The 24,202-nt window shown below is 64.4% G+C and carries 27 protein-coding genes; 14 read left to right on the forward strand and 13 right to left on the reverse strand.

What is annotated here, in order from left to right; genetic code table 11:
• Nucleotides 1–89 precede the first annotated feature (89 nt).
• From ilvD to Q3Y64_RS07830, 3 genes are all read left to right on the forward strand, one after another.
• Nucleotides 90–1,952, forward strand: coding sequence for a dihydroxy-acid dehydratase (gene ilvD, locus Q3Y64_RS07820; RefSeq protein ID WP_303560737.1), 1,863 nt, complete (start codon nucleotides 90–92; stop codon nucleotides 1,950–1,952).
• A gap of 42 nt (nucleotides 1,953–1,994) precedes the next feature.
• Entirely contained in the window at nucleotides 1,995–2,207 is a 213-nt protein-coding gene (locus Q3Y64_RS07825; protein WP_101942235.1) for a DUF3820 family protein, read from the forward strand.
• A gap of 154 nt (nucleotides 2,208–2,361) precedes the next feature.
• Nucleotides 2,362–2,799, forward strand: coding sequence for a PilZ domain-containing protein (locus tag Q3Y64_RS07830; RefSeq protein WP_101942001.1), 438 nt, complete (start codon nucleotides 2,362–2,364; stop codon nucleotides 2,797–2,799).
• 65 nt (nucleotides 2,800–2,864) lie between these two features.
• Here Q3Y64_RS07830 and lipA read toward each other — a convergent pair whose 3' ends face one another.
• From lipA to Q3Y64_RS07875, 9 genes are all read right to left on the reverse strand, one after another.
• Nucleotides 2,865–3,839, reverse strand: a complete 975-nt coding sequence (gene lipA, locus Q3Y64_RS07835) for a lipoyl synthase (RefSeq protein ID WP_101942002.1) — start codon at nucleotides 3,837–3,839, stop codon at nucleotides 2,865–2,867.
• 19 nt (nucleotides 3,840–3,858) lie between these two features.
• Nucleotides 3,859–4,494, reverse strand: a complete 636-nt coding sequence (gene lipB / locus Q3Y64_RS07840; protein WP_303560742.1) for a lipoyl(octanoyl) transferase LipB — start codon at nucleotides 4,492–4,494, stop codon at nucleotides 3,859–3,861.
• On the reverse strand, nucleotides 4,494–4,763 hold the full coding sequence (locus tag Q3Y64_RS07845; RefSeq protein ID WP_101942004.1) for a YbeD family protein: 270 nt from the start codon (nucleotides 4,761–4,763) through the stop codon (nucleotides 4,494–4,496). Before Q3Y64_RS07845 ends, lipB begins: the two co-directional genes overlap by 1 nt.
• Before the next feature lie 38 nt (nucleotides 4,764–4,801).
• Complete coding sequence (locus Q3Y64_RS07850) at nucleotides 4,802–5,836, reverse strand: septal ring lytic transglycosylase RlpA family protein (protein WP_303560744.1); 1,035 nt, start codon at nucleotides 5,834–5,836, stop codon at nucleotides 4,802–4,804.
• Nucleotides 5,837–5,861: 25 nt separating this feature from the next.
• Nucleotides 5,862–6,995, reverse strand: coding sequence for a rod shape-determining protein RodA (rodA, locus tag Q3Y64_RS07855; RefSeq protein WP_101942006.1), 1,134 nt, complete (start codon nucleotides 6,993–6,995; stop codon nucleotides 5,862–5,864).
• Nucleotides 6,988–8,886: a penicillin-binding protein 2 gene (mrdA, locus tag Q3Y64_RS07860; RefSeq protein WP_101942007.1), complete on the reverse strand. Its 1,899-nt coding sequence runs from the start codon at nucleotides 8,884–8,886 to the stop codon at nucleotides 6,988–6,990. Before mrdA ends, rodA begins: the two co-directional genes overlap by 8 nt.
• A gap of 77 nt (nucleotides 8,887–8,963) precedes the next feature.
• Nucleotides 8,964–9,485: a rod shape-determining protein MreD gene (gene mreD / locus Q3Y64_RS07865; RefSeq protein ID WP_101942008.1), complete on the reverse strand. Its 522-nt coding sequence runs from the start codon at nucleotides 9,483–9,485 to the stop codon at nucleotides 8,964–8,966.
• 3 nt (nucleotides 9,486–9,488) lie between these two features.
• A complete protein-coding gene (gene mreC / locus Q3Y64_RS07870) occupies nucleotides 9,489–10,607 on the reverse strand; it encodes a rod shape-determining protein MreC (RefSeq protein WP_368506645.1) in 1,119 nt (372 codons plus the stop codon).
• Between the two features lie 98 nt (nucleotides 10,608–10,705).
• A complete protein-coding gene (locus Q3Y64_RS07875; protein ID WP_101942010.1) occupies nucleotides 10,706–11,749 on the reverse strand; it encodes a rod shape-determining protein in 1,044 nt (347 codons plus the stop codon).
• Nucleotides 11,750–11,887: 138 nt separating this feature from the next.
• On the opposite strand from Q3Y64_RS07875, the gene gatC reads away from it, so the two are divergent.
• From gatC to Q3Y64_RS07930, 11 genes are all read left to right on the forward strand, one after another.
• Nucleotides 11,888–12,175: an Asp-tRNA(Asn)/Glu-tRNA(Gln) amidotransferase subunit GatC gene (gene gatC / locus Q3Y64_RS07880; protein ID WP_101942011.1), complete on the forward strand. Its 288-nt coding sequence runs from the start codon at nucleotides 11,888–11,890 to the stop codon at nucleotides 12,173–12,175.
• Between the two features lie 7 nt (nucleotides 12,176–12,182).
• Nucleotides 12,183–12,767: a D-sedoheptulose 7-phosphate isomerase gene (gene lpcA / locus Q3Y64_RS07885; RefSeq protein WP_101942012.1), complete on the forward strand. Its 585-nt coding sequence runs from the start codon at nucleotides 12,183–12,185 to the stop codon at nucleotides 12,765–12,767.
• Nucleotides 12,764–14,215, forward strand: a complete 1,452-nt coding sequence (gatA, locus tag Q3Y64_RS07890; RefSeq protein WP_303560751.1) for an Asp-tRNA(Asn)/Glu-tRNA(Gln) amidotransferase subunit GatA — start codon at nucleotides 12,764–12,766, stop codon at nucleotides 14,213–14,215. Before lpcA ends, gatA begins: the two co-directional genes overlap by 4 nt.
• A 4-nt stretch (nucleotides 14,216–14,219) precedes the next feature.
• On the forward strand, nucleotides 14,220–15,320 hold the full coding sequence (locus Q3Y64_RS07895; protein WP_303560754.1) for a phosphonoacetaldehyde reductase: 1,101 nt from the start codon (nucleotides 14,220–14,222) through the stop codon (nucleotides 15,318–15,320).
• Between the two features lie 300 nt (nucleotides 15,321–15,620).
• The gene (locus tag Q3Y64_RS07900; RefSeq protein ID WP_303560756.1) at nucleotides 15,621–16,244 is read left to right on the forward strand and encodes a LysE family transporter; all 624 of its coding nucleotides are present in this window, start codon (nucleotides 15,621–15,623) and stop codon (nucleotides 16,242–16,244) included.
• Nucleotides 16,244–16,708, forward strand: coding sequence for a hypothetical protein (locus Q3Y64_RS07905; protein WP_101942016.1), 465 nt, complete (start codon nucleotides 16,244–16,246; stop codon nucleotides 16,706–16,708). Before Q3Y64_RS07900 ends, Q3Y64_RS07905 begins: the two co-directional genes overlap by 1 nt.
• Before the next feature lie 82 nt (nucleotides 16,709–16,790).
• Entirely contained in the window at nucleotides 16,791–17,351 is a 561-nt protein-coding gene (locus Q3Y64_RS07910; protein WP_303560759.1) for a hypothetical protein, read from the forward strand.
• 82 nt (nucleotides 17,352–17,433) lie between these two features.
• Entirely contained in the window at nucleotides 17,434–17,778 is a 345-nt protein-coding gene (locus Q3Y64_RS07915) for a DUF1840 domain-containing protein (protein WP_101942018.1), read from the forward strand.
• Between the two features lie 3 nt (nucleotides 17,779–17,781).
• Entirely contained in the window at nucleotides 17,782–18,768 is a 987-nt protein-coding gene (locus Q3Y64_RS07920; RefSeq protein ID WP_303560761.1) for an NAD(P)/FAD-dependent oxidoreductase, read from the forward strand.
• Between the two features lie 11 nt (nucleotides 18,769–18,779).
• Nucleotides 18,780–19,418 carry an MBL fold metallo-hydrolase gene (locus Q3Y64_RS07925; RefSeq protein ID WP_101942020.1) on the forward strand — a complete coding sequence of 213 codons (639 nt, stop codon included), beginning with the start codon at nucleotides 18,780–18,782 and terminating at the stop codon, nucleotides 19,416–19,418.
• A 48-nt stretch (nucleotides 19,419–19,466) separates the two neighbouring features.
• On the forward strand, nucleotides 19,467–20,168 hold the full coding sequence (locus tag Q3Y64_RS07930) for a response regulator transcription factor (protein ID WP_303560764.1): 702 nt from the start codon (nucleotides 19,467–19,469) through the stop codon (nucleotides 20,166–20,168).
• Between the two features lie 9 nt (nucleotides 20,169–20,177).
• On the opposite strand, the gene Q3Y64_RS07935 is transcribed toward Q3Y64_RS07930, so the two are convergent.
• The 4 genes from Q3Y64_RS07935 to Q3Y64_RS07950 form a co-directional block, all read right to left on the reverse strand.
• A complete protein-coding gene (locus Q3Y64_RS07935) occupies nucleotides 20,178–21,422 on the reverse strand; it encodes a hypothetical protein (protein WP_143707380.1) in 1,245 nt (414 codons plus the stop codon).
• A gap of 166 nt (nucleotides 21,423–21,588) precedes the next feature.
• Entirely contained in the window at nucleotides 21,589–21,951 is a 363-nt protein-coding gene (locus Q3Y64_RS07940) for a CoA-binding protein (RefSeq protein ID WP_101942024.1), read from the reverse strand.
• 54 nt (nucleotides 21,952–22,005) lie between these two features.
• A complete protein-coding gene (locus Q3Y64_RS07945; RefSeq protein ID WP_101942025.1) occupies nucleotides 22,006–23,400 on the reverse strand; it encodes an ATP-binding protein in 1,395 nt (464 codons plus the stop codon).
• A 2-nt stretch (nucleotides 23,401–23,402) separates the two neighbouring features.
• Nucleotides 23,403–24,095: a response regulator gene (locus tag Q3Y64_RS07950; RefSeq protein ID WP_101942026.1), complete on the reverse strand. Its 693-nt coding sequence runs from the start codon at nucleotides 24,093–24,095 to the stop codon at nucleotides 23,403–23,405.
• Nucleotides 24,096–24,202: the final 107 nt, after the last annotated feature.

Consider the following 24,202-nt stretch of genomic DNA (forward strand, 5'->3'; position numbering starts at 1 on the left):
AGGCTAGAATTGAGGGCTCAATTGAACCACACCGGCGCGACAATCCGCTTATTCCTCCTTGCCGCCGTGCGCACCCGGAGAAAAACACCATGCCCCAGTATCGTTCCCACACTTCCACCCACGGCCGCAACATGGCCGGTGCCCGTTCGCTGTGGCGCGCCACCGGCATGAAGGATGGCGACTTCGGCAAGCCCATCATCGCGGTGGTCAACAGCTTCACCCAGTTCGTGCCGGGCCATGTGCATCTGAAGGATCTGGGCCAGATGGTAGCTCGCGAGATCGAGGCGGCCGGCGGCGTGGCCAAGGAATTCAACACCATCGCGGTGGATGACGGTATCGCCATGGGCCACGGAGGCATGCTTTACTCCTTGCCGAGCCGCGAGCTGATCGCCGATTCGGTGGAGTACATGGTCAACGCCCACTGCGCCGACGCCATGGTGTGCATCTCGAACTGCGACAAGATCACCCCGGGAATGCTGATGGCGTCGCTACGCCTGAACATCCCGACGATTTTCGTTTCCGGCGGCCCGATGGAAGCCGGCAAGGCCACGCTGGTAAAAGACGGCAAGGCACAGGTCATCAAGCTCGATCTCGTGGATGCAATGGTGAAGGCCGCCGACAAGAGCATCTCGGATGCCGAAGTTGAAGAAGTCGAGCGTAGTGCCTGCCCCACCTGCGGTTCCTGCTCCGGCATGTTCACCGCCAACTCGATGAACTGCCTGACCGAAGCCCTAGGCCTCTCGCTGCCGGGCAACGGCACCATCGTCGCCACCCACGCCGACCGCAAGGGCCTGTTCCTGAAGGCCGGCCGCACCATCGTCGAGCTGTGCAAACGCTACTACGAGAAGGACGACGACAAGGTACTGCCTCGCTCGATCGCCACCTTTGAAGCCTTCGAAAACGCCATGAGCCTCGACGTAGCCATGGGCGGCTCCACCAACACCGTGCTGCACCTGCTGGCTGCCGCCAGCGAAGCCGGGGTGAACTTCACCATGGCAGACATCGACCGCATCAGCCGCCGTGTGCCCTGCCTGTGCAAAGTGGCGCCGATGACCGACAAGTTCCACATCGAAGACGTGCATCGCGCCGGCGGCATCATGGGCATCCTCGGCGAACTGGATCGCGCGGGCTTGCTCAACCACAACACCTACACCGTGCACAGCCACACCCTGAAAGGTGCGCTGGAGCAGTGGGACGTGATGCACTCAGGTAGCCCGTCCGTGTTCGAGTTCTACCGCGCAGCCCCCGGCGGCGTGCCGACCCAGGTGGCCTTCAGCCAGAATCAACGCTTCCCCGAACTGGACATGGACCGCAGCAAGGGTTGCATCCGCGACAAGGCCAACGCCTACTCGCAGGACGGCGGCCTCGCCGTGCTCAAGGGCAACATCGCGCGCAATGGCTGCATCGTGAAGACCGCCGGCGTGGATGAGTCGATCTGGAAGTTCACCGGCACCGCACGCGTGTACGAGAGCCAGGACGACGCCGTGGAAGGCATCCTGAATGAAGAAGTGCAGGCCGGCGATGTGGTGATCATCCGCTACGAAGGCCCCAAGGGCGGCCCCGGCATGCAGGAGATGCTCTACCCGACCTCGTATCTGAAGAGCCGCGGGCTGGGCAAGCAGTGCGCACTGCTCACCGACGGCCGCTTCTCGGGCGGCACCTCGGGCCTTTCCATCGGCCACGCCTCGCCTGAAGCAGCCATGGGCGGCGAAATCGGCCTGATCGAAGATGGCGACACCATCGAGATCGACATTCCGAACCGCAGCATCAACCTCAAGATCACGGATGCTGAAATGGAAAAGCGCCGTGCTGCCATGAACGCCAGCGGCCCGGACGCCTGGAAGCCGGTCAACCGCGTGCGTCACGTCTCCGCCGCCCTTCAGGCCTATGCCGCGCTGACCACCTCGGCCGATACCGGCGCAGTGCGCGACATCACGCAACTCAAGCGCTGATCGATGCTCAGCGGGGAAGGCCGACCCTTCCCCGCTCCCGCCTTGTCACCCGAACTTCTCGAAAAGCTTCTCAGCCGCGAAATGCCCTTCGGCAAGTACCAGGGCAGGAAGATCGCCGACCTCCCCGGGCATTACCTCGGCTGGTTCTCGCGCGAAGGCTTTCCCAAGGGCGAGCTGGGCCAATTACTGGCCCTGATGTACGAACTCGATCACAACAATCTGCGTGCCCTGCTCGATCCACTGCGGCCGCGCTGAACCCGGACCCGCCCGCTTGGCGCGCACAAAACTGCGACTCGGTGCAATTTATTGTGCCCAGTGTGACACCTGTCTCTACGGGCGAGCCCTCAAGATGGCGCTGACGCTGCCGTCATACTAGCTTCAGAGCAATAGAGAGTCCGGGCTAAAAAACGTGAACGCATCCGTCTGCCATCAGGATAGAGCCTATCTCCGTCACCCATCGGAGTTGCCCATCCATATCCACTGCGAGAGCCACAAGGGGCGCAGCCTGCGCCGACTTGCCAATGTGAGCGCCGGCGGCCTCGCATGCCGTTCAGAAGAACCACTGCCGGTCGGCAGCGAGGTGTCTGTTGAAATCCCCATCGGTCGCGAACCCTTCCGCGCCAAAGGCGCCGTGAAATGGTGCCGCCACTCCCATACCTGCTATGAGCTGGGGATCCAGTTTGAAGCCCATGAAGATGCTTTCGCCGTCCGCATGGTGGAGCAACTCTGTTACATCGAGCGCTATCGCCGTGAGGTCATGAAAAAGGAAGGGCGCGAGATCGACAGCGCCACCGCAGCCTTTGAGTGGATCAATCTTTATGCGGCCAAATTCCCGCATATCAGCTGAAACCTGAAGCCAAATGAAAAGGCGACCTTGAGGTCGCCTTTTTCACATCCACTACAGGCCCGGGCTCAGCTGCGCTGCAGGCTGGCCTCATCCACCACACCGGCGCCATGCGCCTGCTGGTCTGCCCAGTAGCTCGAACGCACCATCGGACCACAGGCTGCATTCTTGAAGCCCATCTTGAGCGCCTCGGTCTCGAACATCTTGAAGGTCTCCGGCGGCACATAGCGCAGCACTGGCAAATGGCCGCCAGAGGGCTGCAGATACTGACCGATGGTGAGCATCTCGACATCATGGGCGCGCATGTCACGCATCACTTCGAGAATTTCCTCGTCGGTTTCGCCCAGGCCCACCATCAGGCCACTCTTGGTCGGCACGCCCGGATGCATGAGCTTGAACTCTTTCAGCAGCTTGAGCGAGTAGGCGTAGTCGGCACCGGGACGCGCTGCCTTGTAAAGGCGCGGCACGGTTTCCATGTTGTGATTCATGACGTCCGGCGGCGCATTCTTGAAGATCTCCAGCGCGACTTCCATGCGGCCACGAAAATCCGGCACCAGCACTTCGATCTGGGTGCGCGGGCTAGCCTCACGGGTGGCCTGAATGCATTCAACGAAGTGCTTCGCTCCGCCATCGCGCAGATCGTCGCGATCCACCGAGGTGATCACTACGTACTTCAGGCGCATCGCGGCGATGGTCTTGGCCAGCTCTTTCGGCTCATCCGCATTGAGCGGCTCGGGGCGGCCGTGGCCCACGTCGCAGAAGGGGCAGCGGCGCGTACAGATGTCGCCCATGATCATGAAGGTGGCCGTGCCCTTGCCGAAACATTCGTGGATATTGGGGCAGGAGGCTTCCTCGCACACAGTGTGCAGCTTGTGATCGCGCAGGGTGTCCTTGATCTCGTTAAAGCGCGCGGTCTCCTCGGCTGTGCCGAGCTTGATACGGATCCAGTCGGGCTTGCGCAGCTTTTCAGCCGGCACGATCTTGATCGGGATGCGTGCGGTCTTGTCGGCGCCACGGAGTTTCTTGGAGGCTTCGCTGCTCATCGGGTCGGGTCTTTCTGTTCTATGCCGTGCGGGGGTAGTCACGGTCGAGTAATTCACTCAGGCGAGCCGCCAATTGTGCCAGCACTGCGTCAGTGCTGACAGTGACACCTTGCTCTTTAAGGCTGGTGCTGGCGAGCCCCTCGTAGCCACAAGGGTTGATTCGCAGGAAGGGGGCCAAGTCCAGATCCACGTTCAGCGACAGGCCGTGATAGCTGCAGCCGCGCGAGATCTTGAGGCCCAGTGCGCCAATCTTGGCTTCCCGCACATACACACCAGGCGCGCCCTCGCGGCGGGAGGCGACGATGCCATAGCTGCCCAGCACGTCGAGCATGGCCTGCTCCATCAGGCTGACCTGCTCACGCACCTTGAGGTTGCGTCGGGCCAAGTCGATCAGCAGATAGATCACCGCCTGGCCTGGGCCGTGATAGGTGATCTGACCACCGCGGTCGATCTTCACCACCGGCACTTCACTCGGAATCAGCAGGTGCTCGGGCTTGCCAGCCAAGCCAAGGGTGTAGACTGGCTCATGCTGCAGCAGCCACAGCTCGTCCGGGGTATCCGGCCCGCGCTCGGCAGTGAAGCGCTTCTGAGCTTCAAATGTTTCTGCATAGCCGACGACGCCCAACTCGCGGACGACGCAGGACGCAGCCTCCATTACAGAACCACCTTCACCATCGGGTGCGAAGAGAGTTCGCGGTACAGATCATCGAGCTGCAGCTGAGAGGTGGCGCGGATGGTGCAGGTCAGCGACAGGTAGTTGCCAGCCTTGCTGGGACGCATCTCCATGGTGGCCGGGTTGAAGTCCGGCGCATGGCGAAGCACCACGGCGGCAATGGTCTGGGCGAATTCATCGTGGCGCGCGCCCATGATCTTGAGCGGAAAGTCGCAAGGGAATTCGAGGAGGCTCTGGCGGGTTTCAGTCATTTCAGGCAGATGGGGGATGAGGCTGCTTTTTCAAGCGCTTACTGCACGACGAAGGGCTTGATGCGGATGGCGGCGGCAATCCGGTCGGCAACACGACGAGCCTCGGCGGCATCGTTGAAGGGGCCGACTCGCAGGCGGTACTTGTCGCCGACGAGGTGGGTGCTGACGTCCTGCCCCAGCCATTTGAGTTCATTCTTCACATAGTCGCGGAACCCGTCAGCATTGGCACTGGAGGCAAAGGCGCCAAGCTGCAGGAAGACGCCGCTGGCCACCAGCGGCGCAGGCGCGGCGGGCTCGACGGCCGGCACCGCGGTGGCCAGGGCTTCAAGCGGATCCGGCGTGGCCGGCTCAATCACGGGCCGGGACGGCGCTTCCGCAGGCGCAGCACTCGCGACCTGCGCCGGTGGCGAGACAGGAGTCCGGGCATACACGCCGCTGTCGATTTCTTCTGCGGTGATGGCATCCACCTGCAGGCGGGCGCTGCCCTTGCTCACATAGCCGAGCTTGTAGGCAGCGGTATAAGAGAGATCGATGATGCGGCTGTGCAGGAATGGGCCGCGATCATTGACTCGCACCACCACACTGCGGCCGTTCTCGAGATTGGTCACACGCGCATAGCTGGGCAGTGGCAAAGTGGGATGGGCGGCACTCATCGCGTACATGTCGTAGCGCTCGCCACTGCTGGTCTTCGCACCATGAAACTTCTTGCCGTACCAGCTGCCGACACCGGTCTGGCTGAAGGGGCCGAGGGTCTGCATCGGTTTGAAGGTCTGGCCCAGTGCTTCATAGGTACGGGCATTGGCGGGGCGTATCGGCTCACGGCGCGGCACCGCATCCGGGATCTCGTCGAGATTGGGCGGCACGTCTTCGCCGGGACCGTCATCCTTGTAAAAACCACCACCTTTCCGGGTAAGGACGGGAGAGGAAGGCGCCGGCTTGGCAGGCACGGCAACCGGCTTCTGTACCGGAGCCGGACGCGGCGACGTGCTCTCCTCGTAAGGGGTGCTGGCGCAGGCTGCGAGCAGCAGCATGGCGAGAACGACGAGCAGATTCACGGAATGAAAGGAATGCATCGGATATCTCCTGCCCGCCCCGGCTTCAGCGCCGACGGCGATGCTGCTGCACGCTCATCAGGATTCCCACGCCCAGGCACAGGGTCACCAGTGCGGTGCCTCCGTAGCTCACCATGGGCAGGGGCACCCCGACCACAGGCAGGATACCGGCCACCATGCCCATGTTCACAAAAGCATAGGTGAAGAAAATCATGGTGATCGAACCTGCCAGCAGGCGTCCAAAGAGGGTGGCGGCATTGGCGGCAATCATCAGGCCGCGCCCGATCAGCAGGCAGTAGAGCACCACGATCAGGAGCACACCGGCCAGGCCGAACTCTTCCGAGATCACGGCCAGCACGAAGTCGGTATGGCGTTCGGGCAAGAAATCCAGATGGGTCTGGGTGCCCTGGCGCCAGCCCTTGCCGACGAGACCACCGGAGCCCACCGCGATGGTGGATTGGATAGTGTGAAACCCCTTGCCAAGCGGATCCGATGAAGGATCGAGCAGGGTGCACACGCGGTGTTTCTGGTAATCATGCAGACCGGGCCAGGCCACCTCGGGTGCGCAGATCTGGGATTCATAGCTGATGATGGCAATGATCGCCGCGGTACCCAGCACAGCCACCGGAATGATCAGCTTCCAGGACAGGCCGGCAAAGAAAATCACGAAGAAACCCGCGCCCAGCACCAGCAGCGAAGTGCCCAGATCCGGCTGCTTGAGGATCAGGCCAACAGGAGCCATCAGTAGCAGGGTGGCGACGAAGAAGTCGCGGACCTTCAGGCTGCCTTCACGTTTCTGGAAGTACCAAGCCAACATCAGCGGCATGGCGATCTTCATCAGTTCGGAGGGCTGGATGCGCATTACGCCCAGATTAAGCCAGCGTCGCGCGCCCTTTGAAACATCGCCAAACAGGGCCACACCGATCAACAGCAGTACCCCTACCACATACAGCGGCAGGGCGAAGCTGTGCAGGCGCTGCGGTGGCTGACTGGCCATCGCCCACATCACCGCCACCCCCACCCCCACGTTGATCAGGTGGGCGTTCATGCGCTCCGGCGAGGAGCTGCCGAGCATCAGGGTGGCCACAGCAACGATGGCAGCCGTGATGACAAGCAGGAAGGGGTCGATCGGCCGCACCAGGCGCAAGGCACCAAGGCGGATGTCGGCGAGGTTAATCATGGGCATGCTCCGGGTCGGCATCCGGGTCTTCCGGTGCCGCACCTGCCGGCTTGATGCCCAGCAGATAGTAGTCCAGCACCTGGCGGGCGATCGGTGCGGCAGCGGCGGCGCCAAAACCGCCGTTTTCGACCAGCACCGCCAGTGCAATCTTGGGATTGTCGGCAGGGGCGTAAGCGATGAACAAGGCGTGGTCCCGCAGGCGCTCGTGCGTATCGCTTTCCTTGTACTTGGCGCCCTTGAGCGAGAAGACCTGGGCCGTACCGGTCTTGCCAGCTGCCTGGTACTTCGCTCCGGCAAAGGCGCGGGCGCCAGTACCACTGGTGATCACGCCGACCATGCCCTTGCGGATGACCTCTACGTTCTCAGGCTTGAAGCCCAGATCGGCCAGCGGAGTCGGTTCGATCACGCGTTTCGCGCCGTTCTGGGCATCCACCACGTATTTCACGATGTGCGGCTTGTACATCACGCCGCCCGCCGCAATCGTGGCGGTGGCGTGCGCAAGCTGCAGCGGGGTGTAGGCGTTGTAGCCCTGGCCGATGCCGATCGAGATGGTTTCGCCGGCATACCACTTCTGCTGCTCGGGCTTCTTGAAACGCTTCTTTTTCCAAGCCTGGGAAGGCAGCACGCCAGTGGACTCGCCATCAATATCGATGCCGGTACGACTGCCCAGCCCCAGCTTGCCCATGAAATCGGAGATCAGGTCGATCCCCATGTCGTTGGCCAGCAGGTAGTAATAGGTGTCGCAGCTGACGATGATGGATTTGATCATGTCGACCATGCCGTGGCCGCCGACCTTGTCATCGCGGAAGGTGTTGTTGCCGAACACGAAATAGCCCGGGTCCGAGATGGCCTGGTGCGGCGTGCGCTTGCCGGTTTCGAGTGCGGCCAGCGCCATGAAGGGCTTGAAGGTGGAACCAGGCGGATAGGCGCCGTTGAGCGCCCGGTTGATCATCGGGCGATCCAGCGAGGTATTGAGCACATCCCAGTTATCCGGCGTGATGCCGTCAACAAACAGGTTGGGATCGAAACGCGGCGTGGACACCAGGGCCAGCACGCCGCCGGTGCCGGGTTCGATGGCCACCAGCGAACCGCGGCGGTTGCCGAAAGCCTGTTCGGCAATCCGCTGCAGTTCGGAATCCATGGTCAGCTGCAGATTGTTGCCGGGCACTGGCGGGGTGCGTGCCAGGGAGCGAACGGCCCGGCCGGAAGCGTCCACCTCGACCTGCTCGAAGCCGGTCACGCCGTGCAGCTCCTTCTCGTAGCTCTGCTCCAGCCCGGTCTTGCCGATGTGTTCGGTACCCCGGTAATTGGCGGCGAGGTCTTCGTCGTCCTCGATCTTCGCCATTTCCTTCTGGTTGATCCGACCGATATAGCCGATGGCGTGCGAAGCCAGTTCGCCGAAAGGATATTGGCGGAACAGCCGCGCCTTGATGTCCACCCCCGGGAACTTGTAGCGGCGGGCGATGAACCGGGCAACCTCTTCATCCGTCAGGCGGGTACGGATCGGCAGGGATTCGAAGTTCTTGCTCTCTTCGAGCAGCTTGCGGAAGCGCCGCCGGTCCTTGGGCTGGATGTCGATGAACTCGGCCAGCTCGTCGATCGTGTCATCCAGGTTATGCACCTTGGAGGGCGTGATTTCGAGGGTGTAGGCCGAGTAGTTGCGGGCCAACACCACGCCATTGCGATCCGTGATCAGCCCGCGATTGGGCACGATCGGCAGCAAGGAGATGCGGTTCTCCTCAGCGCGGGTGGCGTAATAGTCGTAGCGCAGCACCTGCAGATACACATAGCGCGCAACGATCAGCCCGAAGCCCAGCAGCACGAAGGCAGCCGCAGCCGCCACGCGGGCGCGGAAGCGGGAGAGTTCCTGTTCGGGGGCCTTGAATTCCATGGTGTCGGGAGTCAGGAGCAGTGAGCGGGGAAGCGGGCGGGGCGCGAGCCTAGGCCCGTATTCCGACGCTCAAAGCCCTACAGGGGGCGATTCTCATCGCGATCAATCGGCCGCATCTGCGGCAAGAGCAGCAGATAGTAGGCCGGCAGCCACAGCACGGCCGTGGTGAAACAGGTGAAGAAGTACTCCCAGCCCGGAAAACGCCCGCCCGCCAGCATGCGCAGCACCAGCATCACCACTTGCACCATCAGGAACAGCGGCACCATGTGCAGGGTCTGGGTGGAAGGTGAGAACCACAGCAGACGGCGCGAATTGGCCTGGGCCGCCCAGGCCAGCAGGATGTAGGCCGTAGCATGCTGGCCCATCACTGAGCCATGCGCCACATCAACCAGCAGACCGAGGCAGAAGCCGGCCCCCATGCCGATCCGGTGCGGCTCACGGATGCACCAGAAGGCCAGCACCAGGGCCACGAAATCCGGCATGGCCTGAACCCGGCCAACCGGGATGCAGCTGAGCACCAGGGCCACCAGCAGGCTGAACCATACGAAGCCCATGCGCACAGGCAGGAGCAGGCGGGAGGAGCGGTGATTCGGCAGCATGCCTCAATCTCCCTTCGGTGCGGGGTTGCTGGCCGCCGCTCTGGGTGTGCTCTGGACCGCCACAGGAGCACTGGCGGCCGGCGCGCTGGCCAGGGGGGCGGGCGTCGGTGCCGAGGCCGCTGCCTGCGGTGCCATCGTCGCAGCCTGCGGCGCGGAAGCACTGGCCGCCGGGGCCGAGTCTGCCGCGACGGGCTCAGGGAAGGCCTGGCTCACCCGGTTGCGGATACGTCCCGCCGAGGCGCGGCGCGAAGCCTCGTCGCGATCATCCGCCGGCCGCTGCGGCGCCGGATCGGTCCGCGACAGCACCAGCACGGCGCCGCTGCGCTCCACGCTGGCAATCGGTTTGCACAGGATGCGGGCAAACGACTCGGCACTGTCACGCGTCACCTTGAGCACCGTGGCGACCGGCAGGCCCGGCGCAAACAGGCCATCCAGCCCGGAAGTCAGGATGCGGTCGCCCGGTTTGACCTCCGCATTCGCGGCGAGGAACTTCAGCTCCAGCAAACCGTTGCCACTGCCAAACATCACCGCGCGCAGGCCACTGCGCTCGACGATCACCGGAATGGCCTGTTCCTTGTCGGAAAGCAGGGTGACCTCGGCATGCAGGGGGAAAACGCGCGTCACCTGGCCGATCAGGCCTTGCGGATCGACCACCGGCGAGCCGGGCTCAATGTCCTGCAGGCTGCCTTTGTCGAGAATCACCTTGCGCGAGAACGGATCGCGCGCAGAAAACACGATTTCAGCCGCAATCGTGCGCAGGCCGATGGCGCGATTCACCTTCAGCAGACCGCGCAGCGTGGCATTCTCCTGCTGCAGTTGCTCAGCAAACAGCAGCTTCTCGGCCATCGCCAGCTGCTGAGCCTGCAGGCGCAGGTTCTCGCGCTTCAGGCTGGCCAGCCCGGAAAAGTAAGTCGCCGTATTGCTGACGAACTCGGCCGGCGTCGCCGCCGCGATCTGCAGCGGATAGCTCAGCACGGTGAGCGCCTGACGCAGCGTTTCCAGATAGTTCAGACGCAGGTCAGCCACCAGCAGGGACAGGCTGATCGACAGGAAGATCGTCGCCCGGGCCGGCAAGGGCAGGCCACGCTTGAAGAAGGGAGGGGTCTGGTGGCCGGTGACCATGACTCAGCGATAGAGGGCGGTAGAGGGGCAAGGCAGAAGACAAGACAACGCGCCTTGCGGCGCGTTCCATGGGAAGCTGTTCTGCCTCACCTTGCAAATCACTCGGAAGCGAAGATCGAACCGAGCTTGTCCATCTTTTCCAGCGCCAGACCCGAGCCGCGCACCACGCAGGTCAGCGGGTCTTCGGCCACGATCACCGGCAGGCCGGTCTCTTCCATCAGCAGGCGATCCAGATCGCGCAGCAGCGCGCCGCCACCGGTGAGCACCATGCCGCGCTCAGCGATGTCAGCACCCAGCTCCGGCGGAGTCTGTTCAAGGCCGATTTTCACTGCCGAGACGATGGAATTCAGCGGGTCGGTCAACGCTTCGAGGATTTCGTTGGACGAGATCGTGAAGGAACGCGGAATGCCTTCGGCCAGATTGCGGCCCTTGACTTCCATTTCCTTCACTTCGGACCCCGGGAACGCCGAGCCGATGGTTTTCTTGATCGATTCGGCGGTGGTTTCGCCGATCAGCATGCCGTAGTTTCGACGGATGTAATTGACGATGGCTTCGTCGAACTTGTCGCCACCCACGCGCACCGAGCCGGCATACACCATGCCGCCCAGCGAGATCACGCCCACTTCTGTGGTGCCGCCGCCGACGTCCACCACCATCGAACCGGTGGCATCCGCCACCGGCAGGTCAGCACCAATGGCAGCAGCCATCGGCTCCTCAATCAGGTAGACCTGCGAAGCGCCAGCGCCCAGTGCGGACTCACGGATCGCACGGCGCTCGACCTGGGTCGAACCACAGGGCACGCAGATGATGATGCGGGGCGAGGGTGAGAAGAGGCGCGAATCGTGCACCTTCTTGATGAACTGCTTGAGCATCTGCTCGGTCACGGTGAAGTCGGCGATCACGCCATCCTTCATCGGGCGAATCGCCGTAATGTTGCCCGGCGTCTTGCCCAGCATCTGCTTGGCCGAGTGGCCAACAGCCTGGATCGTCTTCTTGGCGTTCGGGCCGCCTTCAGTACGGATCGCCACCACCGAGGGCTCGTCCAGCACGATGCCCTTGCCACGCACGTAGATCAGGGTATTGGCCGTGCCAAGGTCGATGGCCAGGTCGTTGGAAAAATAGGAACGCAGGAGTCCGAACATGGGGAGAGCTACCTCTGTGTGACGGGCATGGCGCGCCGTGCGCAAACCCGGACCGTGAGAAACCGCGTATGTTACCCTATCCCGTTGTTTCCAATGTGTCCGCCTGACGGTGGACTTGATCCCCAGAGGCCCCGAAACATGTCTCTCTCGCTGGAACAGGTCGAGCGTATCGCCCGACTCGCCCACATCGAACTCAGCCCCGCTGACGCCACGGCCACCCAGGCCAAGCTGAACGGAATTTTCGGCCTCATCGAAGCGATGCAGGCCGTGGACACCACCGGCGTCGCCCCAATGTCGCACCCGCAGGATGTTGTCCAGCGCCTGCGCCCGGACGCCATCAGCGAAACCGACCGCCGCGCCGCCTACCAGGCTGTCGCCCCCGAGGCCGAAGCCGGCCTCTATCTCGTCCCCAAAGTCATCGAGTGAGGAAGTCATGAGCCGTCTTCTCCAGCATCTGCAAGAAGGTCAGGAACTGCTGACCCGTGTTCTCGCCGACCAGGCCCTGCTCAATGAGGTGGACAAGGCCGGCGACATCCTCGTGGCCTGCCTCAAGGCCGGAGGCAAGATTCTCTCGGCCGGCAATGGCGGCTCGCATTGCGACGCCATGCACTTCGCCGAAGAGCTCTCCGGCCGTTACCGCGACAACCGCCCGGCACTCGGCGCGCTGGCCATTTCAGACCCCTCGCACATCACCTGCGTGGGCAACGACTACGGCTTCGAGTTCATCTTCAGCCGTCAGGTCGAGGCCCTTGGCCGCGCTGGCGACGTCTTCTTCGGCATTTCCACTTCTGGCAATTCCGCCAACATCCTCGCTGCTGCCAAGGCCGCCAAGGCGCGCGGCATGCAGGTCATCCTGCTGATGGGCAAGGACGGCGGCAAGATGAAGGGGCTGGCCGACGCCGAGATCATCGTGCCGCACTTCGGCTACGCCGACCGCATCCAGGAAATCCACATCAAGTTCATCCACGCCCTGATCGACCATGTCGAGATCGGCTTGGGCTACGTCGACGCAAAATGAGCCTCCAGACCCTCAAGTCCCTGCAAGCCCAGCTTGCCAGCAAGAAAATCTCCAGCCGCGAGCTGGTGACGGATTACCTCGCCCGCATCGAGGCGCAGAACGCCGCGATCAACGCCTTCATCACCGTCGACCATGCTGGTGCGCTGGCCGCCGCCGACGCCGCCGACGCGGCGATTGCCGCCGGCACCGCGGGCCCGCTGGCCGGCTTGCCGATCGCGCACAAGGACATCTTCTGCACCGAAGGCGTGCTCACCACCTGCGGCTCGAAGATGCTCGCCAACTTCGTCAGCCCCTACGATGCGCATGTCGTCAGCCAGCTCAAGGCAGCCGGCGTGGTGAGTCTGGGCAAGACCAACTGCGACGAATTCGCGATGGGCTCGACCAACGAGAACTCGGCTTACGGTGCGGTGAAGAACCCCTGGAACCTGACCCGCGTGCCGGGCGGCTCCTCCGGCGGCTCGGCTGCTGCCGTGGCAGCCGGCATGATCCCGGCCGCCACCGGCACCGACACCGGCGGCTCGATCCGTCAGCCCGCAGGCCTGTGCGGCGTCACCGGCATCAAGCCCACTTACGGCACGGTCTCGCGCTACGGCATGGTGGCCTACGCCAGCTCGCTCGATCAGGGCGGCCCGATGGCCCACACCGCCGAAGACTGCGCCCTGCTGCTGAACCACATGGCGGGGTTCGATTCGCGCGACTCGACCAGTCTGGAACGCGCCAAGGACGACTACAGCGCCGAGCTGAACCAGCCGCTGGCCGGCCTGAAGATCGGCCTGCCGCAGGAATACTTCGGTGAAGGCCTCGCCGCTGACGTGCGCGCCGCCATCGAAAACGCGCTGGCTGAATTGCGCAAGCTCGGCGCCAGCACGGTCGAAGTCAGCCTGCCCAACACCCATCTGGCGATTCCCGCCTACTACGTGATCGCGCCGGCCGAGGCGTCGAGCAACCTGTCGCGTTTCGATGGGGTGCGCTACGGCCACCGCGCCAGCGAGTACAAGGATCTGGCCGAGATGTACGCCAAGAGCCGTTCGGAAGGCTTCGGCAAGGAAGTACAGCGGCGCATTCTGGTCGGAACCTATGTGCTCTCGCACGGTTACTACGACGCCTACTACATCAAGGCCCAGCAGCTGCGCCGCCTGATCGCCGAGGATTTCAAGCAGGCCCTGAGCCAGTGCGACATCATCGCCGGCCCGGTGGCGCCGACTGCTGCCTGGGGCATTGGCCAGATGGCCGACGATCCGGTGCAGATGTATCTGGCGGACATTTACACCATCGCGGTGAACCTCGCCGGCCTGCCGGCGCTGTCCACCCCGGCCGGTTTCTCAGCCGAGAAACTGCCGGTCGGCCTGCAGCTGATTGGCAATTACTTCGGTGAAGCGCGCCTGCTGAACGTAGCCTACCAGCTGCAACAAGCCACCGACTGGCATCTACAGCGGCCACAAGCCTGAGTAGATGCCGCACGAAACCGGCTTCGACTTCCAGCACTACAACCCGGTCCGCACGATCTTCGGACCGGGCAGTCTGGAGCATCTGCCGGAGCTGGTCGGCAAACGCCGCGTGCTGCTGGTCACGTTCAAGAGTGCCCGCGAAATCGGCTTACTGGCACGCCTGAAGGGCCTGCTCGGTGATCGCCTGGTGGATCTCATCGACGAGGTGCCCAGCCGCCCCGAGCTCAAGGATGTACAGCAGGCCCATGAGCGCATCTGGCGCGAACGACGCGTAGAGCTGGTGGTGGCCGTCGGCGGTGGCAGCGTTATCGACTATGCCAAGGCCTTGCTGTGCCTGCCTGAGTCCGGCCACTTCTTCGACCTGATCACGCGCAGCACACCGGTAGTCAAGCGCCTGCGCCTGATCGCCGTGCCCACCACCGCCGGCAGCGGCAGCGAAGTCACGCCCTTCTCGGTGCTGTGGGATACGCGCGACGCCAACCCGACGAAATTCACCCTGCACCAGTCGCGCATATATGCCGAGACGGCCCTGATCGACCCGGAGCTGACACTGAGCCTGCCCAAACTGGTGATGCGCAACTCAGGACTGGATGCGCTGTCGCACGCGCTCGAGGCGATCTGGAACGTGAATGCCACACCGATGACCGATCTGCTCGCCGTTGAAGCGGCGCGCACTCTGATCGCCAAGTTGCCGATCGCCTGGCACTTCCAGGGCCATATCAAGGCCCGCATCATGATCGCCCGTGCGGCATGGCAAGCCGGCCTGTGCCTGGCCCAGACCCGCACCGCACTGGCCCACGCCCTGTCCTACCCACTGACCATCAAGCAGGGCACCCCGCACGGTCTGGCCAGTTCCTGGTCACTGCCCTGGGTGTGGCAGCAGGCGCAGAACAACAGCGCGGAGCGTGATGCCGTGCTCAGTCGCATCTACGGGCCGAGCGAAACCGATCCCGTCGCCCGCCTGTGCGAATTGCTCTACAAGCTCGAAGTGCCAACCGAACCACAGGCCTGGGGACTCTCCGAATCGGAGCGCGCACGCATCGTGCTGGAACACATGCACAACCCCAAGGGCCACAACTTCATCGCCAAGGGCCTGCGCCTGTAAGAAGCTGTTCACAATCTCTAGCGAGAGGCCGTCAGCAGGGGCAAGGCTGGGTTTAGCAGCGCCTGCTCTGCGCTGCCGCAGCCGGTTTGCTGTGCAAAGCAAACCGTGGGGAAGCGCCGCACAGGAACCGGAGTTTATGTTGATCAATGAGGATTCCGAGCCGTGCATGAGCCCTCTCCGTTATCAATGAGCGGCCTCGCAGTAAGAGCGGGAACGGCTTCCAAGGAACGCCGGCTAGCGGTTCTCTCTGTGCCTGCAGAGCGCTAGACTGCCCCCTTCGCCGACTCGCATCTCACTCTCATGCCGCTCGATACCTGGCTCACCTTCTTCGTTGCCGCCTGGCTGATCAGCCTCTCGCCCGGCCCCGGAGCCGTCTCCTGCATGGCAGCCGGCCAGCGCGTAGGCTATCGCCGCGCCCTGTGGAACATCTTCGGCCTGCAGATGGGCATCGTGCTGATCATGCTGATCTGCGCAGCCGGTCTCGGCGCCTTGCTGGCGGCCTCGCAGACGCTGTTCATGGCCATCAAATGGGCCGGGGTGGCTTATCTGATCTGGCTGGGCGTGCAGCAATGGCGCGCACCGGACGCGCCCCTCACCCCCGACGCCAAAGATGCGCGCGACACACCTGGCCAGCTCTTCCTGCGCGCCTTCCTGATCAATGCCAGCAATCCCAAGGGCATCGTTTTCATGCTCGCCGTGCTGCCGCAGTTCATTGATCCGCAGTTGGCGCAATGGCCGCAATACGCCATCTGTGCCGCCACCCTGGTGTTCACCGATCTGGTCGTCATGAGCGGCTACACCCTGCTCGCCGCCCGGGTACTCAGCGCCCTGCGCGATCCGGGCCACATCCGCTGGCTCAATCGCGGCTTCGGCAGCCTCTTCATCGGTGCCGGCCTGCTGCTGGCAGGCTTCAGAAGGCATTGATGCGTTGCCCGCTGATCGTGCTGGCTGCGCTGCTGCTCGCAGCCTGTGCGGCCGGTGGCGGCAAGCTCTCGCGCCAGATTGATCAGGGCCGCATGCAGGAGCAACTTCGCAGCGCCAGCCACAGCCTGAGCTACCGCAACAGCTGTAGCTTTCACGACGAAACCGGCTACAAGGGCTCGAACCGGATCGAGATTGAGGACAATCGGGTCCTGAGCCTGGCCACCGCTATCGAATTGCCCCACGACGGCGGTCGCTGCAATTTCGAAGGCCCCGGTTTTCGCCAGACCCGTTCCAGTCCGTCCATCGAACTGCTCCATCCGGATGGTTGCACAGCCAGACTATGGACCCAGGGCCAGCAGCTGACGATCTCCTACACCCATTGCGAGGCCCGCTGTACCCAACCGCAGAACTTCAGGAAGATCTGGCCGGTACTGATCGACATGCCGAGCGGCCGCTGCGACTGAAGCCTGCCTGCCGGGCAGGCATTCCCCCCGACCATCGGACAGGCCGCTGACCTTGTCCGCCACATTCGCTAGCCTTGCCGGCATGACTGCGCACCGCCTCCTGCCGGCCCTGCTGTTGCTCGCTGCCTGCACCAGCACGCCCCCCGCCACCGAGCCTGAAGCGCTCGCGCCCGCCCCGGCGGCAAGCGCGCCGCCCGCGGCCGCCACCGCCGCTCCCAGCCTGCCACGCGCCAAGCCCGGCAGCCTGCTTGGCAAGGTCGATCGCAGCAAGCTCAATGCGCAGGTCCGCCAGGGAGGCAAGCCGATCAACATCAGCCACCGCTGCTCCTTCCGCAATGAAACCGGCTACAAGGGCTCGACCCAGGTCGACATTGCCAACAGCGAGGTCCGCCGCCTCGCCACCAGCATCGAAGTACCGCTCGCCAGCGGTTACTGCAATTTCGACAACGCCGGCTTCCGCCAGACCGCCCGCAGCCCGGCCATCGAGCTGCGCCATGCTGACGGCTGCACCGTACGCATCTGGGATCAGGGCCCGCAACTCACGATCTCCTACTCGGCCTGCGCCGCGCGCTGCAGCAGCCCGGAGGTGTTCAAGTACATCTGGCCGGTACTGATCGACCAGCCCAGTGGCCGCTGCGACTGAGGCTCGTGCCTGAACGCTGGGCGCCTTGCACCCAATCGGCTACATTGCGAGGCTGGATGCTGCGCTGCCACAGGAGAGAGTCGTGCTGATCACCTTCAAGTCCCGCGCCGATGGCGATGTAATCATGTTCGGCAATGTCGGGCGCCAGATGCTTGCCATCCTTGGCAAAGACCCACAGGACGCCAAGGGCATCGTCACCCAGGAACAGTTGCCCGCCGCCATCGCCGCCCTGCGCACCGCGATTGAGCAGGACAAGACCGACAATCCACCGCCACCCGAAGCCGACAACTGGGGGCGTGACGCCGTCGAACAACAGGTCCAGCGCGAACGCGAGCAGAACGTCAGCTTCGCGCGCCGCGCCGCGCCGCTGCTGACGATGCTGGAATACGCCCGGCGCGACAACACCCACGTCACCTGGGAAAGCTGAGCCATGCCTGCCGCCTTCTCGCCCCGCGTTTGCGTGATCGGCGCCGGCCCGGCCGGCATGTCCTGTGCGCTGTGGCTGCACAACCTGGGCCTTGAAGCGACGCTGGTCGACACCGAAAAATCACCCGGCGGCGCAATGCTGCTGAACTTCCTCAACAACAACTGGGTGCTGGGCCAGCGCGGCCTGAGCGGACTCGAAATGGCCGCCCGCTTCACCGAGCACATCGAGAGTCTGGCCATCCCGCTGCTGCTGGAATGCCGTCCGACCCGGCTTGCCCGCGATGCTCATGGCCAGTTTCAGCTGAGCCTCGAAACCCCGCAAGGCATCAGCAGCGTCGAGGCAGATGCCATCGTGCTGGCCACCGGCACCCGCTTCCGCGGCCGCGAAATCCTCATCGGCCTGCCCGGTTTTGGCCAGTGTGATCCGGGCCGCCTGCGCTACGGCCCGCACTGCTTCACGCGCCTCTCGATGCTGGCCGGCAAGCGCCTGCTGGTCATCGGCGGCGGCGACAACGCCCTGGAAAACGCCGCCCTCGCACTCGATGCCGGTGCCAGCGTCACCGTGGTGGCGCGCAACCAGTTCCGTGCCCAGGCCCGCTTCATCGAGCGCCTGCAAGCTGCGGGGCACTGTGCCCTGCATGCAGATGCCCGCCTCACCGCCCTGCAGCCCTCGCCCGGCGGCCTGCTCGCCTCGCTCGAAGGTGCCGCAGGCCAATGGCAGCTGGAAGTCGATCGCGTACACCTGCTCGCCGGCTATGCACCGAACACCGCCTTCCTCGACGGCATCCTGGCCGCCGAAATTGCCCCGCCGCTGAAAGACGAACGTGGCTACCTGTGCGGCGATGCGCTCGGCCGCACCAGTACCCCCGGTCTCTACGTGGCGGGCGACGTCGGCAATCCAGCCTTCCCCAATGTACTCAGCGCCCTAGCCCAAGGTGCCCAGGTCGCCAAGACCATCGAATTCGATCTCAACCAGACCCGCCCGCGCTAGGCTGCCCTGACATGTCCCTCCAGTACCAGATCATCTCCGTTACCCCCTTCCAGCAGAACTGCAGCCTGATCTGGTGCGACCAGAGCATGGAGGCCGCCGTGGTCGATCCGGGTGGCGACGTGGCCCGCATCGAAGCGGCCGTAGCGCGCGCCGGCGTGAAGCTCACCAAGATCCTGCTCACCCATGGTCATCTCGATCACGTTGGTGGCAGCGCCGAACTGGCGGCCAGGCTCGCCCTGCCGATCGAAGGCCCGCAGCGCGAGGATGCCTTCTGGATCGAGAATCTCGCCGAGCAATGCCGCATGTTCGGCTTCCCGCTGGTCGCAGGCTTCACACCCACGCGCTGGCTCGAAGAGGGAGATCGCATCAGCCTCGGCCAGGAAGTGCTGGAGGTGATTCACACCCCTGGCCATACCCCGGGCCATGTCGTGCTCTACAGCCGCAGCGCACAGCTAGCACTGGTGGGCGACGTGCTGTTTGCCGGCTCAATCGGCCGCACCGATTTTCCACGCGGCGATCACCAGGCCCTGCTCGAATCGATCCGTCTCAAGCTGTGGCCGCTCGGTGATGACACCCGCTTCATCCCGGGTCACGGCCCGATGTCGAGCTTCGGTGAAGAGCGCCAGAGCAATCCCTTCGTGGCGGACTGAGAGCCTTGGGCTAGAATCGGCCCACCCCACCCAAAGCACAGGAAGATCATGCGTATTGCCTTGCTGGAAGACGATTCCACCCAGTCGCTCATCGTCACCAGTTGCCTGCGTAACGCCGGCCATGAAGTCCATGAATTCCGCCTCACGGCCGATCTCAAGCGCTTCTGCGCACGCGAAAGCGTGGATCTCTATCTGCTGGACTGGATCGTGCCAGATCAGAGTGGCGAGGAATTTCTGCGCTGGTTGCGTAGCGAGCGCAATGACGCCACCCCAGCCATTTTCCTGACTTCGCGCGATGCCGAAGAAGACGTGGTGGCCGGCCTCTCTGCGGGCGCCGATGACTTCATCATCAAGCCGCTGAACCAGCGCATCCTGCTCTCGCGCATCGAGGCGGTAATGCGCCGCGCCAAACCACGGGATGTGCATGCCATCCTGGAGCTGCCGCCCTACCGCATCGATCCGGCCCAGAACCTGATCAGTCTGAAGGGCGAAGCGCTCGAGCTGACCGAGAAAGAGTTCGCACTGGCCTTGTTCATGTTCCGCAACGTCGGCCGCCTGATCTCGCGCGGCCACATGCTCGAAGCCGTGTGGGGCCGCAGCCCGGACATTCCGACCCGTACCGTGGACACCCACGTCTCGCGGGTGCGCAACAAACTCCAGCTGCGCCCCGAAAACGGCTTCCGGGTCGTGCCCACCTACAACTTCGGCTATCGCCTGGAGCAGGTGGACGCCCAGCAGGCCGAGACCTGAGCAGCGCCCTCAGCGCTGATACAGCTTGCCGGTCTCGGCCAGCCAGCGATTCGCATCGCGGCTGAGCCACTGGCGCGCCACCTCATCTTCACGCAACACCGCATCAATGAAGGCCAGCGACACCACACGCAGGGACTTGGCCTGTTCGGTCTGACCCGCTGGCTGCAGCGCCGCAGCGCCGCCCTCGGGGCCGCCTCGCCCACCAGCCATACCACCGCCGGGGCCACCCGAACCACCAGGGCCACCACCTCCGCCCGGCCCACCCATCCCGCCCCCGCCCATGCCGCCGCCAGGGCCACCACCTCCGGACGGCCCGCGCCCACCTTTGCCGCCACCGTCCCCACCCTTATTACCACCTGCGCCTCGCGTGTTCGCCTCGGCGCCCGGCAAGGGCGCCCGTTCGCTGCTGCCACCAATCACGGCATGCGAGGCCCAGCTCAGATCCAGCGAATACTTGTCACCTGCCGGCAGGTTGTTGAACACCTGCTGACGCAGGCGCGGATTGTTCACGAAGTCGAAAGCATCCACATCCTCGGCACTGCTTACTGCGAGGACCGGCAACCGCATGCCCGCGTAGCGCGTGGCGAAGGGCTCGCCGCCAAACTCGGCATGCGGACTCAGCAGCACCACGCCACGCAGCCCGGCCAGGGTCGGCGATTTGACGCCCGACCAATGCTCGCCAGCGGCGGCCTGAGCCGTCTGCGCCCCCACATCGAAGCCCACCAGGAGCAGGCGCCCGAAGTCGATCCGCGCCAGGCCCTCAGCCGGCAGGCCGCCCGCCTCCGCGCCCTGCAATTGCTGCAGCACCGTTTCCAGACGGCTCAGGCGGCGCCTCAGCGCTTCGGCCGCATAGGCCTGCTGCACCTGCTGGCGCGCACTGGCAGCAGCCTCTCGTGTGGCACTGAAAATCGCCGGCCCTTCGCGTGAGCCCTGCACCGCCAGCACCGCATAGCCTGCCTGGGCCCAGGCCTCTAGCAGGCTGCTGGCGGCATCGGCCGGCTCGCCGAGGCCTGCCAGATACACCAACAGGGGCTGGCGCCCAGGCTGACCGGGCACACGCAGAACCAGTTCAACATGCTCGTCGCCAATCGTCAGCGCGCCACGACTCAGTTGCACTGCATGGAACTGGTCCGGCTCGTAGCCTGCGCTGCGCTGGCGCTGTGGCATGGCCGCCGCATTCGGCGCGGGCGGGCGGCCAGCGCAGGCCGCCAGCAAGGACAAGGAAAGACACAGGAAAAGGCAGGGCAGGCGCATGGCAGAGGGCCTTGAGAAGCAGACGCCGCATTCTGGCTATTCGCTGCGTAAGCCTGCTGCCGGCACAGGTAAAAGCGTCTCAAATCCTGCAAACCCAGCCGCAACCGGCGGGCACCAAAGTCTATTCACGAGCAGCTTGCAGGCAGCAGAGCAGCCCGGCCCTGACTCAGAACTGCTTGGTGCGCAGCAGTACCAGGGTGCAGGCCTCCAGATGCTCGATCCCCGCCGCATCGAGGCGGGCATAGGCCTGCGCATTCTCGGTCCCGGGATTGAAGATCACCCTGCGCGGCTGCAACGCCACGATGCCATCAAGCAGGTCTGCCTGACGCGCGGGGCCGACATACAGGGTCACCGTGTCGACCGGCCCCAGCACCTCGGTCGGCGAGGCAAACGCGGCGATGCCCTCCACCTCACGCAGCGCCGGCGCCACCGGAATCGGCTGATGACCGTACTCCAGGAGCATTTTGATGGCCTTGTTGGAGTAGCGCTCGGGGTTGTTGCTGGCACCGATGACGACGACTGTTTCCATGACGAGCTCCGCTGCGGGGAATGCTGCGGATTATGCGCCCGGCGGCGCATCTGCTCACAGCGCAGCAGCCGGCGGCAGCTCAATATGCACTTCCAGCCCGCCACTGGCACGGTTGTGCGCCCACATGCGGCCACCGTGAGCCTCCACTGCACGGCGCGCAATCGCCAGGCCAAGCCCATAACCACTGCCACTGGTGGTTTCACCGCGATGGAAGGGCTCGAAGATCACCGCCAGCTCGGCCTCCGGCACACCGGGGCCAGCATCGGCGATGGTGATGTGCAGCGCCCGGCTGGCCACATCGCGGCTGAGATTGAGCTCCACCACGGACTGCGACGGGGAATGCCGCAAGGCATTGCGCAGCACATTATCTACCGCACGGTGCAGGAGCTCGCCGCGTGCGCGAATCACCAGCTCACCCTCCACGCCGGTGGTGAACACCACCCGCCGCTCGCTGCCTTCGGCTTCAAAGCGCGCATCCTCGACCACGCTGTCGAGCAGCTCAACGATGTCCACATAGTCCTCGCCGCGCTGCGGCGTCTGGCCTTCGAGGCGGGCCAGGGTCAGGATCTCGCCGACCAGCATGTCCAACCGCTCAGCCTCGCGCTCGATGCGCGCCAGCGCGGCCTCCGCCTGCGCCGGCCTCTGTCGTGCCAGGCCCACGGCCACCTGCAGGCGCGCCAGCGGTGAGCGCAACTCATGCGACACATCGTGTAGCAGGCGCTGCTGCGAACCGACGAGCTGCTGCAGTTGCTGCGCCATGCCATCGAACTCGCGCCCCAGCTCGCCAATCTCGTCGCGCCGGCGGCCCATCACCTGCGCCACACGCACCCCCAGCTCGCCCTTCGAGGCAGCCAGGAAAGCATCCTGCAGCTTGCGGATCGGCTGCGAGAAGTGGCGCGCCAGCACTGCACTCACCGCCAGGCTTGCCAGCAAGGCGGCCAGCGCCAGCAAGGCCGGCGCCTCGATACGCCCGATGCTGATGGAAGCGCTGCGTTCCGGCGCCCGGGCAGCGGTCTGCGGGAAGAACATCAGCCACTCTTCGCCCGCCGCATCCTGCCAGGCCCGCACACTGCGCTTGCGCCATTCACCGCCGCGCTCGCTATCGCGCAACTGGTTCCACTCGGCGTAGCGCTCACGCGCGATCTGCAACACTTCGGCCGGTACTTCACGGCCCAGAAACTCCCCTCCCGCCGCATTCACGACCAGCGGTGGATCCCCTTCATATTCGGGCCAGTTCGTGAGTAGCGAACGCAGGCCAGCTTCACCACCATGCCGCGCCGTGGTCCACGCCATGCGCAGGGCGATGCTGCTGCGCGGGCCAGCCGCCAACACACTCTCTTCGCTACGGCGAGCTTCCTCGCGGATCACCAGGGCGGCCGTCACCACCAGCACGGTGAGCAGCAGGGTCAGCCAGAAGCCAGCGAAGATTTTCCAGAACAGGCGTCCCATGCTCACAGCTCGAGGATGTACTGATAACCGACGCCGCGCACGGTCTGGATCGGCGAGCGGCCATCTGCCAGCACGCCGAGCTTGCTGCGTAGATTGCTCACATGCACATCGATGCTTCGGTCATAGCGTGCGAGTGGCCGGCCGAGCGCCTTCTCGGACAGATCATTCTTGCTCACCGGGCTACCGGCCTGGCGCGCCAGCACTTCAAGCAGGCCGAACTCGGTACTGGTCAGATCCAGCGCCTGCCCCGCCCATTCAGCGCGACGCTGCTCCGGGCTCAGGCTCAAAACGCCCACGCTCAGCGGCGCATGCGATTCGCGCACTCGTCCGCTGCCCTCGGCACGCCGCAGGATGGCGCGGATGCGCGCCACCAGCTCACGTGGCGTACAGGGCTTGGGCACGTAATCGTCGGCCCCGAGTTCGAGGCCCAGCACGCGGTCGATATCGTCACCCCGCGCGGTCAACATGATCACCGGAATGCTGCTCGACTGACGGATGCGGCGCAGCGCCTCGACCCCATTCACGCGCGGCATCATCACGTCCAGCACCACAATGGCATGGGTGCCGGAGAGCGCCGCCACCGCACCGCGCTCGCCGTCGTGCTCCACCGCCACTTCGAAACCTTCTGCGCGCAAATATTCCGCCTGCAATGCGCACAGCTCGGTGTCGTCATCGACCAGCAGGACCTTGTTCATCCCATATTCCTTACAAAACAGGCTTGCATGATACGACTGCGCCCCCTCCCGCCAAGTCTGCTTACAGCTCCTTAACCTTAATTTACGGAGCCCTCACCCAGCTTAAC

It is taken from the genome of Uliginosibacterium sp. 31-12 (genome assembly GCF_030548425.1).
Lineage (GTDB): Bacteria > Pseudomonadota > Gammaproteobacteria > Burkholderiales > Rhodocyclaceae > Uliginosibacterium > Uliginosibacterium aquaticum.